This window comes from Arcobacter peruensis, assembly GCF_003711085.1.
Classification (GTDB): Bacteria; Campylobacterota; Campylobacteria; order Campylobacterales; family Arcobacteraceae; genus Poseidonibacter; species Poseidonibacter parvus.
Window position 1 is genome coordinate 2575587 of sequence record NZ_CP032363.1, and the last position, 11900, is coordinate 2587486.

At 28.1% G+C, this 11900-nt stretch carries 15 protein-coding genes; all 15 read left to right on the forward strand.

Annotated elements, in window-relative coordinates; genetic code table 11:
- The first annotated feature begins 50 nt into the window (after positions 1-50).
- The 15 genes from D3Z07_RS13915 (at position 51) to flgC (ending at position 11899) form a co-directional block, all read left to right on the forward strand.
- The gene (locus tag D3Z07_RS13915) at positions 51-2486 is read left to right on the forward strand and encodes a flagellar hook-basal body complex protein (RefSeq protein ID WP_206423282.1); all 2436 of its coding nucleotides are present in this window, start codon (positions 51-53) and stop codon (positions 2484-2486) included.
- Positions 2487-2546: 60 nt separating this feature from the next.
- Positions 2547-2876 carry a hypothetical protein gene (locus D3Z07_RS12765; RefSeq protein ID WP_076088128.1) on the forward strand — a complete coding sequence of 110 codons (330 nt, stop codon included), beginning with the start codon at positions 2547-2549 and terminating at the stop codon, positions 2874-2876.
- Between the two features lie 10 nt (positions 2877-2886).
- Complete coding sequence (locus tag D3Z07_RS12770; protein WP_228200553.1) at positions 2887-4890, forward strand: tetratricopeptide repeat protein; 2004 nt, start codon at positions 2887-2889, stop codon at positions 4888-4890.
- Between the two features lie 60 nt (positions 4891-4950).
- A complete protein-coding gene (locus tag D3Z07_RS12775) occupies positions 4951-5259 on the forward strand; it encodes a flagellin (protein ID WP_122894080.1) in 309 nt (102 codons plus the stop codon).
- A gap of 11 nt (positions 5260-5270) precedes the next feature.
- Positions 5271-6143: a FliM/FliN family flagellar motor switch protein gene (locus D3Z07_RS12780; protein ID WP_122894081.1), complete on the forward strand. Its 873-nt coding sequence runs from the start codon at positions 5271-5273 to the stop codon at positions 6141-6143.
- Between the two features lie 3 nt (positions 6144-6146).
- A complete protein-coding gene (locus D3Z07_RS12785; protein ID WP_076088119.1) occupies positions 6147-6902 on the forward strand; it encodes a motility protein A in 756 nt (251 codons plus the stop codon).
- A gap of 12 nt (positions 6903-6914) precedes the next feature.
- Complete coding sequence (locus tag D3Z07_RS12790) at positions 6915-7688, forward strand: OmpA/MotB family protein (RefSeq protein WP_122894082.1); 774 nt, start codon at positions 6915-6917, stop codon at positions 7686-7688.
- Positions 7688-7984, forward strand: coding sequence for a rod-binding protein (locus tag D3Z07_RS12795; protein ID WP_122894083.1), 297 nt, complete (start codon positions 7688-7690; stop codon positions 7982-7984). The genes D3Z07_RS12790 and D3Z07_RS12795 overlap by 1 nt, the downstream gene beginning before the upstream one ends.
- A 10-nt stretch (positions 7985-7994) precedes the next feature.
- On the forward strand, positions 7995-8372 hold the full coding sequence (locus D3Z07_RS12800) for a hypothetical protein (RefSeq protein WP_122894084.1): 378 nt from the start codon (positions 7995-7997) through the stop codon (positions 8370-8372).
- Positions 8359-8751 (forward strand): hypothetical protein, encoded by a 393-nt coding sequence (locus D3Z07_RS12805; protein WP_206423283.1) that lies wholly within the window; start codon positions 8359-8361, stop codon positions 8749-8751. The genes D3Z07_RS12800 and D3Z07_RS12805 overlap by 14 nt, the downstream gene beginning before the upstream one ends.
- Positions 8748-9899 (forward strand): flagellar biosynthesis protein FlhF, encoded by a 1152-nt coding sequence (gene flhF, locus D3Z07_RS12810; protein WP_076088107.1) that lies wholly within the window; start codon positions 8748-8750, stop codon positions 9897-9899. Before D3Z07_RS12805 ends, flhF begins: the two co-directional genes overlap by 4 nt.
- A gap of 3 nt (positions 9900-9902) precedes the next feature.
- Complete coding sequence (locus tag D3Z07_RS12815; RefSeq protein WP_076088104.1) at positions 9903-10724, forward strand: P-loop NTPase; 822 nt, start codon at positions 9903-9905, stop codon at positions 10722-10724.
- Positions 10725-10791: 67 nt separating this feature from the next.
- A complete protein-coding gene (locus tag D3Z07_RS12820) occupies positions 10792-11124 on the forward strand; it encodes a hypothetical protein (RefSeq protein ID WP_076088102.1) in 333 nt (110 codons plus the stop codon).
- 10 nt (positions 11125-11134) lie between these two features.
- Positions 11135-11428, forward strand: coding sequence for a flagellar hook-basal body complex protein FliE (gene fliE, locus D3Z07_RS12825; RefSeq protein ID WP_076088100.1), 294 nt, complete (start codon positions 11135-11137; stop codon positions 11426-11428).
- Between the two features lie 9 nt (positions 11429-11437).
- Positions 11438-11899: a flagellar basal body rod protein FlgC gene (gene flgC, locus D3Z07_RS12830; RefSeq protein WP_076088098.1), complete on the forward strand. Its 462-nt coding sequence runs from the start codon at positions 11438-11440 to the stop codon at positions 11897-11899.
- Position 11900: the final 1 nt, after the last annotated feature.

The window sequence follows — 11900 nt, forward strand, 5'->3', positions numbered from 1 at the left end:
TATTAATATGTGAACATTAAGTTCACTATTTTATTCAAAAAGGATAAATCATGATTGGAGCACTTTGGACAGGGATCTCAGGATTATCGTCACAACAAACAGCTTTAGACAATGAGTCAAATAATATTGCAAACGTAAATACAGTAGGTTATAAATCTTCTAGAATTTCATTCGCGGATCAAATGTATCAAGATAGTATCGGTAAAGGTTCTAAAGTCTTAGATGCAGAAAAATTATATACTCAAGGTAACTTAAAATTAACAGGTGTAGATTATGATATGGCACTTAGTGGAGATGGCTTTTTTACTGTCGCTGATAAAAGTGCTAGTGGAACATCTGAAAACTTTTATACACGTGCTGGTAACTTCAGGATGGGAGATAATGGAACGCTACAAGATGCAGCTGGAAATGAAGTTCAAGGTTGGCCAATGTCAGCTATTGATTCTGATAATGATGTAACTACTACAAATCCAAATGTAAGTATTTTTACTAATGATTATACAAAACTTTTAACTTCAAAAATAGTTGAGCATTCAACTTATGTAGAAACTATTACAGCAAAAGCAACAGATTATGCAGCAACTGCAATGTCTGATTCTGAATCAGTATTTTCAGGAGCCGGACTTAAAACAAAATCTGCAAAAATATCTGATGTAGAAGCTGCAATATCTGATTATTCTTCTTGGTTACAAAAGTTAAAAGAAACGCCAGATGGAACATCAGCTACATCAGTAACACAAATGTCTGAAATTAATTTTAAATCTCAAGAAGGTACTACATCTGGAGGCTTGGTAAAAAAAGAGGGTGATCAAATTTATGTATACATAAATGGAAATAAAATATCTCAAAACTACATTTCAACAACTACTGATGATGCACTTGCAACAGCTGATTTAAATGGAAGTGGTTCAATTGATGGTGATGATCATAATATCCAAGCAAGTAGAATTGCAACATATAAAGCATTAGCAGATAAAATCTCTGAAATACCAGGTCTTGTTGCTTACATGGCAAGTGAGTCTGGGGGTATAAATGATGTACTTGAAGAATCTGATACTTTTTCTATGTCAACAAAAGATGTAGACATGGGAAAAGGTATTATTCAAATTAAATCTTTAATTCCAGGAGAAGAATTTGTTATTTCTGAAGTAGGAGAGATTTCAGGAAATTCTACAATTCAAGGTCAATTTCAAACAAGTGTAGCTGCAAGTGCTGGTAGTGGTACTGGTGCTTTAGAATCTTCAAGAGATGCTTTGGCAAAGTTAATTACAGGTAAACAACAAGATGTTTATAAGACGACAGACTTAAAATTTACATACGATCCTACTGCACAAGCGGCATTCGATGCAGCGCAAGCTACTTATGATGCTGTTGAAACAGCAGCAATTACTGCTCAAACAACATTTGATAATGCAACTACAGCTGTAACTACAGCACAAGCTGATCTTTCAGCAGCACAAGCTGATCTTGCTGCAGCACAAGCTGATCTTGCTGCAGCACAAGCAGCTGGAGATACTGCAGCAGAAAATGCAGCAAATGCAGCAATAACAGCAGCAACAAATGCAGAATCTGCAGCAACAGGAGCAGTAAGTACAGCACAAACAGCAGAAACTGCAGCACAAACAGCTTTAACTACAGCACAAACAAATTTAACTACTGCTGCTGGACCATTAGCTACTGCGCAGGCTACTTTTGATGTGACAGGTGGTGTAGATAATGATTATACATTTGGAATTACAATTTTTGATAAAGAGACGGGAGGGAATATTCCTGTACCTCATAATGGTGCTACTCCACCAGTTGCAGAAACAATTGAGATTAATGATGTTATAGATATTGATGATTTTGTTGAAAAATTTGAAACAGCAGCAGCTGCAACTAATGATCCTAAATTAACAGATTATATTGAAGTTTCTAATATTAATGGAAACTTAGTTATCAAAACATTAGATAAAAACTATGAAGTAGATTTTAGTACAGATTTGAAAAAAGCAGGAGCTCCACTAGATAAAAATAATGATTTAAGTGGAAGAGCAGGTGCGGGTGCTGAGTTTATTGAAATAGTAAATACAGTAAATCAAACTTCATCTCAAGATTCACTTCAACTAAGATTAGATACTTTAGGTATCTCTGATTCTGCATTTGGAGAGTTTTCTGTTGATAGTTCAGGTCTAATTACTATGACTCAAGATGGAGCAGAGTTTGCTATTGGGCAAGCTTCAATTGCTTTATTTAATAACAATATTGGATTAGAAGCAAGAGGTGATAATCTACTTGCAAAAACTACAGATTCAGGTGATCCAATTTATAACTTAAATAATGACAAAGCAGCAACTATTGAAGGTCAAACATTAGAGCTTAGTACTGCTGATTTAAGTGAAAGTTTAGTAAATCTTATGGTATTTCAAAGAGCTTTTGAAGCAAATGCAAAATCAATTACAACTGCTGATGAAATATTAACAACATTAATTGGTCTTAAAAGATAGAAATTAAAAATAAATAAAGTAAGAATTATCTTACTTTATTTAATATAAAATAGGATAGATTTGGAAAATTTTTTATTATTGATAATTATTGGTGTTTTATTACTTTACTTCTTTTCAAGTGCAAATGTTTATAAGTCTCTTTACAAAAAAGTAAATGAAGAAAAAAACTTACTAGAATTAGAATTAACAAAATTAGAAAGTATTATTTCTAAATATGAAAAACAAGTAAAAACAGGTGCTAGTACTTTAAAAACTAATCATGATAATCTACAAGTAGCAAGAGATGATTTACAAGAATTAAGACTTGAAAATATGAATCAAAAACATCAAATTGAAGAATTAGAAAAAAGAAATGAAGAACTTTACGCTCAAGTAAATACAATGGTTTAGGAAAATTAAATTGAAAAGTAGTTTAGTATATAAAATAATATTAGCTTTAGTTTTTTTATATAGTACTTTATATGCTAAAAAAGATTTAATTGAATCTCAACCTGAGATAATATTTCAATTTGATAAATTAAAAAAATCACAAGAAAACTTAAAATTACAAGTTGATTTTAATAAAGCAGTTTTACTGTTAAGTAAAAATGAATACCAAAAATCAATAGAAATTTTTAAAGAAACTGCAAAAATATTAGAAGTTCCATCTTTTTTGAATATTGGAATTGCTTATTATAAATTAAATTCAATTGATAATGCAATTGTATATTTAAATAAAATATATGAAAACGAAATTAATGCAAATGATCATACTTTTTCTTATATTTCTTCATGTTATTATTTATATCAAATATCAAAAGATAATAAATATTTAGACATAATTATCAAAGTAACAAGAAAGTTTAAGAACCTTTCTGAGCATTCAAAAAGAATGCTAGCTGATACTTATATAATTTTAAAAGAGTATGAAAAGTCATTGAAAGTTTTAGAATCTATGGATTATGCCTTAGATTTGAAAAAAGCATTATTACACTTGAAACTAAAAAACTATAATAAAGCTTCAATCCTTTTATCAAAAGCAAAAGATCTTACTGTAAATCCTAATAGATTAAATAAAGTTTTATGGTTTAGTGTTTTTACAAATCTAAAGTCAAATAAATTAGAACAATTAAAAGACGATCTTGAATTAATAAATGAAAAAAGAAATAATTTTAAGGCTAATTTAGAATTTCCTTTAGAAATATATTTTAATCAAAATAAATATACTCCTGCAGAATATTTAAACTCAGTTGTAAATTTTAAAAGTGATCGAAAAGAAGAATTTATATTTTATTTCGCACCATTTATTTTTTCAGATACCAAAGAAGTTATTTATGATTCAACTAAAGGGTTTATTTTTAATTCAGATGAAAATATTAACTCTTTGAGTAAAATGGTAGAATACAATGCAAAGTTCTTAGATATAGTAAAAGAAGACCCAATTTTACGTGTAGTGAAATTAAAAAAACTTTTAAATAAAGATACTAAATCTTATGTATATTATAATCTAGGTTTATCATATGCCCAGATTAACGATTTTCATAATGCTTACAAATACTTTGAAAAAGCGTTTAAGTTAAATCCTGGTAATAAATTGTACGCTAGTATGACTTTAATAACAGCAAAAACTTTAAAAATTAAAATAAAAGATAAAGAATATATTGAAAAAATAATAAAAGCAGATGGTGGTTTATATAATTATTTTGGGAAAGAAATTTATAAACTATTTATAAATCCTGAATATAAAACGTCTTATGAATTGTTTTCTTACTCAAATACTATTTTCTTTAAAGCCATAAATTTTTTACAAAAATTAAATGATGGCAAAGATATATCATCTGATCCTTTATTAAAAGAGTATGGGAAAGATCCTTTAATATATTTAATTCGATTAGTTCAACGAGATAAAAATGAAAATAATCTTTCGTATTATTCACGTCTTCAAGATAATATTCCCCTTACTTTAAATAATAACTTTTTAGAAGGTCCTTTAATTGTAACAAAATATTATGTAGATATTTTGAAAGCTTTAGGTTTATTTAAAAAGGCAGATTTTAGAATGCCAACTAAACAATCACCTTCTTATTTACGAACAAAAGCTTTAACTGATTTACACTTTAATGCTTCGGATGAGACAATTAAAATATTAGATTATCTTCGTTTAGAATATAATTTAGAAGATAAGTACTCGATGTATTTAATGGTAGCAGCCTTGTTAGAATCAGGACGATACAATGATGCTTCGGTTCAAATATCATTAATAAGAGCTATTTTAAATGATAATGGAGCTGATTTCTTAACAGCTGTTCAGTTAATTCAGGAACTAAAGATATCAACAGCAAAACAATATCTTAAAGAACCTTATTTAGATTCATTAATTGATTTTAAACTTATAGGTTTTGACCAATATCTAGAATCTCTTTAAATATTTATTTATTTTGTGCTATAATATATGTAAATAGTAACTTTTCTAAAAGGAGATATTATGGAAATAAGTAGAGTAGCAGACATTGATAATGCTCAAACAAATAATATTGAGAAAGTTCAAAAAATTAACAATGTTGATGATAAGAACAAAATAGTAGCTGATGATGAATATAAAAAAACATTAGGAAAAGAGCAAATTGTAGATAAAAATGAAGTTATTTTGGATAACGTACGTTTTGGTTACAATAAAAGCTCAAAAGATTTTTTTGTAAAAATTACAAGAGCTGAAGCTGAATATAAATATCCAACAGAGGATATGATGAAGGTAAAAGCATTCATTTTACAAGAATTAGAAAATAGAAATTAAGGTTTAAGTAATTGGCATCAGATTTATCTAACATCTTTAAAGATGAGTTATCTAATACATTAGAGCAACTATTATCAAAAAGCTCTCAGGTTGAAACAGTAAATAGTCTTAATGTCGAAAACTATATTTCTTCACAGGTAATTGAAGCAACTGTAGCATTCGATTTTAAAGATATTTCATCAACTTGGATTTTTTATATTCCAACTATTAGTGCAACAAAATTTGAATATTTGATGCTTGGAGGTTTGGGTGATCTTAAAGAACATATTGATGATGAAATTACTGATGCAGTTAATGAAATAGTTTCTAATATTAGTGGTAGTTTTTGTACATCTGTAAATGCACAAGGCTTTCCTGATGTTTCTTCAATTAAATCAGAAGTTAAAAATTCTACAATTTTAGAAGGTGAAATATTATCTTCTAAAAGTAATTTATATGAATTTACTGTTTCATTAGATGAAGATAAACTACCGGTTATTATATGTTTTGATGAGATAATATTACCTTTTATCTCTTCAATTACAGGAAATGAAGTTGTTCAAGATACTAACAATTCTTTAACACCAGCACATGTTGAACCTTCTTCTTCAATTTCAAATAATACAGCAAGCGTTCAAACACCAAAAAATTTAGAACTTTTATATAATGTAAAATTAAAACTTAGTGTTAGGTTAGGAACTAAAATAGTTTTATTAAAAGATATTTTAAGATGGGATGTTGGTGAAATAATTGAATTAGAACAAATGGTTAATGAACCTTTAGAAATTCTAGTAAATGGAATTAAAATAGGTGAAGGTGAAGCTGTTATTGTTGAAGGTAAGTTTGGCCTTAAAATTAAAAGTATTGGTAATGATAAATTCAAATTAAACCAAGTAGGATTGTAATTTATGGATAAGAGTACAGCAGGTGGATTGGGAGCAGGTTGGGGACTAGTTGCTCTAGCTATTATTTTAGGTGGTGTTGGTTTTGGACCATATATTGATATTCCTTCTGTTATTATTGTTGTTGGTGGTACTACAGCAGTTACAGCAGGGCAATTTGAAGCTTCTGATCTAAAAAGATTTACTCCTGCATTAAAAGTAGCCTTTAATGAAGTAAAGGTTGAACCTTTACCTGAATTAGTCGAAAAGATTACTTTTTATGCTACTGAAATCAAAAAACATGGTGTGATGCAAATTGAACAAAAGGTAATGGCTGAAACTAATCCTTTCTTCAAAGAAGCTTTTCAACTTTTAGTTGATGGAACAAAAGCAGAAACACTAACTCCTTTACTTGAAACAAAACTTGAACATATGGGTAAAAGACATGGAAGAATGATTGCTATGTTTGGAAACATTGGTGGAACAGCAGGAGCCATGGGTATGATTGGTACTCTTGTAGGTCTTGTTGCAATGCTTGCAAACCTTTCTGATCCAGCTGCTGTTGGTCCTGCAATGGCTGTTGCTTTATTAACTACAATGTATGGAGCTTTAGTGGGTACTTTATTTGCTGGAATTGTTGAAAGTAAATTAGCTCAAAAGAATGATAAAGAAATTGTTGCTTGTGAAGTAATTATTTTAGGAGCATCTATGATTGCCGCTGAAGAATCTATAGGTAATATTAAAATGCAGTTAAATTCAATTTTAACTGATGTTGAAGAATAAAAGTACTTAATTATGGCAAAAGATAAGTGTCCTGAATGTGAAAAATGTTTACCAGGTTGGCTAGTACAATTTGGTGACTTAATGTCATTACTTCTAACATTTTTTATTCTTTTATTATCAATGGCCGTTATGGATAAAAAGAAAGTTGAAGAGTATTTTGAAGTAATGAGAAAAGCAATGGGTTTTCTTGATAAAAATACGTCAGTAGAAGAACAAACAGAAAAAAACTCAACAGATGATAGTAGTTCAGATTCAGATGATGAAGATGATGCTGAAACTACAGCTGAAGAAGCCGCTCAAGAAGTATCTGAATTAATTGCAGAAGTTAACTCAAATAGTATAAATGAAAGTGAAGAAATTAGTATTGAAAAAGGTAAAAATGAATTTACCCTTGATATACCTTCAACTATAATGTTTGATGATGGAGAGTATAAACTAAGTAATCCTGCTGCGAAGGTGTTTATTTCAAAAATAGCAAGAGTAATTAGAACAATGCCTCAAACTTTTAATATAGAAATAATTGGACATACAGATACAAATAGAATTAAAAATACAACAATTCCTAGAGATGCTTGGGACATATCTGCTTTACGTTCAATATCAGTTGTTAAAGAGTTAATAAAAAATAAAATTGACCCAGCAGTATTAAAAGTATCCGCATATGGTTCATATCATCCTAAAAGTGATAATTCTGCTGATAATAGAAGAGTTGAAATGAGATTTTTTGCTCAGGATAATCAAGATGATATATTAGATGAAGAAAGTTTTTTTGATAGGTTGGAATAATGGAAATAAATAGTAACAATTTAGTAGATATCTCTACTTTACAAAATAAAGATTTTAAGAATTTAAATACTGAAAATTTAGAAAATAAAGAACTTAGGGAAGTTGCAAACTCTTTTGAATCCTTTTTCTTAAATCAAATAATGGATGTTTCATTAAAATCAAATAATATTGCTGGAGAAGGTCCGGGTTCTGATATTATTAAAAGTATGTATTTACAAAATATTGCTGATAATTCAGCAGGTAATTTTGGTATTAGTAATATGTTGTATGAGTTTTTAAGTAAAAATAATAAGTAAAAGGAATCTTATGGTAAATGAAATAATTCAAAGAATGTCTGAACTTGTTAAGAGTTTACAAAGCTCTATAGAACTTGATATTGTTGATATAAAAGAAGCAAAGCATGAAGCTCTTTTAAATAGAAATGATGAGAAACATAATATAATTAATGAAATTACCCAATTAAAAGCAAAATTAAATCAAGAACTTGTTTTGAAAATAGAAGAAGGTGTTGATGTTAATATATATAGACAAAAGGTTGATTCTTTAGAAGAAGAATTAAAAGAGCTCTATGAATTAAATAAAAAACTTGCATCAATTGTATTACCAGTTCAGCAAATGTATAAAGAATTAGTTGATGATATTGCAGAAGCTAATGGAGGAAATATTTTTGATGTTAAAGCTTAGTTTATTTGTTTTTCTTCTTACAACTAATGCGTTTTCAATAAGTGTTTTAGTTTCAAAGCAATCAATTGGCTTTGAACAAGTTTTAAAAACTTCAAAATTAAGATTAATGAGTGTACCAGAATTAAAAAAAGCATGTATACCATTGACATTAAAGCAAGTTCAAAATAATAAATATATCACAACTCATTATATAAATAAAAATTCAATAATTTGTCAAAAAGATGTTAAAACATATACTAAACAATCTGTAGTTTTTAAATTTGGTGGACTAGAGATTGAAAAAAAAGGAAAGATTGTTTTTGAAAATGATGAGTTTATTCGTATAAAAAAAGAAGACGGAACAATAGAAAAAATATACAAAGATGGACGTTTAAAATGAATATGCTCTCTTTTTTAGGAGAAACGCCAACAATTGCTTTACGTTTAGCTCAAGAAGAGTGTGGTGAAGAAGCGATTGTAATTTCAACAAAAAAAATATCTAATGCAAATGATAGTGGGCAAGATATGTATGAAGTTGTTGTAGCAATAGAAGAAGATACAAAGAAAAATAGCCTTACTCATACAAAACAAACTATATCAAAACCTAATACTTCTAACAAACCAATACAAGCTAATGTTTATGATTTTAGAGAAGAAATTCTTAAAATGCAAAAAGCATTAGAGCAAGTTAAGCAATCAATTTGGGAACCTAAAAGTCAATTATATGATTTGACTATTCCTCATGAGTTTATTGATATGTATACATTATTTGAAAAAAATGAATTTGATCAAGAAATGACATATACAATTATGAAAAAAACAATTAAACAATTGCCTGTTTCTTTAAAGTCTAATCCTCAAAAAATTAATGATTTCTTTAAATTAGTTCTAAGAAGAATTATTCCAATTAAATTTGAAGTTCCATTGCGAAAACATCAAAGAAAAATTATTATGATGGTGGGACCAACGGGGGTTGGAAAAACAACTACTATTTCAAAACTTGCAGCAAGATATGCATATAAATTAGGACAAAACTATAAAGTTGGTATAGTTACTTTAGATTCATTTAGAGTTGGAGCCATAGAGCAATTACAAGCATATACTAATATTATGAGACTACCTCTTGAAATAGTAAAAAAACCAGAAGATTTAGCTGAAGCTCTTTTTAGATTAAAAGATTGTAATTATATATTTATAGATACAGCAGGTTCAAGTCAATATGATGTTGATAAAATTGAGCTAATTAATGAATATCAGAAAAAAGTAGAAGAGTTGCCAATTGAAAAGATATTAGTACTTCCTGCAAATGTAAAACAAAGTGATCTAATTGATATTTATGCAAATTATTCTAGATTAAATATTGATTATTTGACTTTTACAAAATTAGATGAGACAAAAAGTTTCGGAAATTTAATATCTTTTTCTCATAAAACAAAAAAATCAATAACATATTTTTCTATTGGTCAAAATGTACCTGATGATTTGATTGTTTCTGATTCTTCTTTTTTAATTGATTGCTTTATGAATAATAAATGTACTAGGAAATAGTTATTGTTTAATAGTATTTCATCGCAAGCAAGTAAGCTAATTAATCTCACAACACGTAGAAAAAGAAATGTTGATTCTAAAACAAAACTAATTACAATTACTTCTGGAAAAGGTGGTGTTGGAAAATCAACATTTACTGCAAATATCGCATTTTTATTAGCACAAAGAGGTTTAAAAATAGCAGTACTAGATGCAGATATAGGATTGGCAAATATGCAAGTACTATTTGATATTAAGCCTAAATATACATTTTTTGACTATATAGATGGTAATAAATCTATAAATGACGTTATAAGTCAAACTTCTTATGAAAATATTTCTTTACTAGCTGGAAAAAGTGGATATCAATATTCAAATCACTCTAATTCTTTTGTATTTACAAGGGTAGTTGAAGATATTATTTCTTTGAATAAGTTTGATATTTTATTAGTTGATACAGGTGCTGGGTTGAATGATTTTGTAAAGGAATTTTTGAGTATTTCTGATAATATTATTGCTCTTACAACTACAGATCCTAGTGCTTTAACTGATGTTTACTCCTTAATAAAAATGCTCTCTATAGATAAAGATAAATTAATGTTATGCTTTAATCATACAAAAAATTATAAAATTGGAGAAACAATAGCTAACTCTTTAGTTAATTTAGCAAAAAAAAATAGGCTAAACCAAGATTTTATGGTAGAATATATAGGTAACGTTTCTACGTCTGCTAATATTTCTACAACCGGAAGGTTAAGAAAGCTGTTTACTAAAGAGTTTCTTGATGATGATTCAACTAAACAATTGCAGGACGTAATAAATTATTTACTAAAAAATATTTATTAAGGTATGGCTAAAGTGCAGGCATTTTATGTAACTAATGCTTTATTACTGTTATTAAAAGTTGAGATTCATGGTTGTTGAACGTTTTTCTCAAAATGTAATAAATAGTGGAATATTCCGTTTATTTATTGCTTCTGGTTTTTTTGCTACAGTAATATTCTTTGTTGTTAATGCTGACTTTTTTACACCTATTGAAATGATTTTTGGTATAATTGGAGTAACAATTATACTAAAGGGCATATCTAATATTATGCTTTCGATGATTATTTCATTTTTTAGTTTAGATAATAAAAAAAATGAATTAAATTTTAAATATAACGAAGAAAAAATTGATGCAATGCTCAGTGAGTTAAATATTCAAGATGTATTAGCTTCAAATAAAAAAACTAAGAGCACTAATTAAGGAATAAAGTATGAATATATCTTCTATAAGTAATTCAATAAGTCCACTTACTTTAAACAACAGTGAACAAAAAATTAATGATAATAAGTCATTTCAAAATATGCTAAATGATGCAATTGGTGAAGTGAATAATGAACAAATAGAAGGTTATAAAGCTATGGAAGGAATTGCTACAGGTAAGGTTACTAACTTGCAAGAAGCTGTTCAACAAATTGAAGAAGCTGAGCTTTCTATGAAACTTGCACTTGAAACTAAAAACAAAGCAGTTAGTGCATATAAAGAAATTATGAATATGCAAATATAAGGATAAATTATGGGTTTTTTTGATGGTTACAACGTATCTACTTCTGGAATGAGTGCACAAAGAACACGAATAAATGTTGTAAGTGCAAATATTGCAAATGCTAAAACAACGCACACTGATGAAGGTGGTCCTTATAAAAAACAACAAGTTGTTTTCGAAGATGTTTTAGTCAATCAAACAAACAAAACAAATAATAATGATATTGAAACTAACAATAATAGAAATTCAGCAAATGAATTACGTGGAGTTGGAGTTAAATCAATACTAGATTCACAAGCAAGTCCAGTATTGAGATTTGAACCAAATCATCCTGATGCAAATGAAGAAGGATATGTAGCTTATCCAGATATTAATCCTGTTGTTGAAATGGTAGATTTAATTGAGGCTATGAGATCTTATGAGGCTAATGTTGCAGCTTTTAATACTCATAAAAATATAGATTCTAAAACATTAGGTATCTTAGAGGTATAGA